Raw genomic sequence first — 278 nt, forward strand, 5'->3', positions numbered from 1 at the left:
GTCTTGGCGTCGACGTCGTTGGCCCCGGCGATCACCGCCAGGTGCCGGGCCTGGATCTCGGCGTTGATCTTGGCGCTGCGGGTGATGATTTCGAACTGGTCGATATTGCTCGCGTTGAGGCCCGCACCTTCGATGGCGACGCTGCCCTGGTCCACCTGGTAACGCTGGACCTGGCCGTTCTCGATCACCGGCTTGCCGGTGGTCAGGGTGGCTTTCGGGGTGTTGATAAAGCCGCAGCCGTTGCAGCTCACGCCATAGGGGTTGGCGACAATGACATG

1 protein-coding gene is annotated in these 278 nt (G+C 63.3%); it reads right to left on the reverse strand.

Annotated features, from left to right (window positions below):
* Window positions 1–278 (reverse strand): hypothetical protein (locus tag R0J88_RS19750; protein ID WP_410900839.1); only part of this gene is annotated, 278 nt, incomplete at both ends.

Source organism: Pseudoalteromonas sp. SIMBA_162 (genome assembly GCF_046535955.1).
GTDB lineage: Bacteria > Pseudomonadota > Gammaproteobacteria > Enterobacterales > Alteromonadaceae > Pseudoalteromonas > Pseudoalteromonas marina.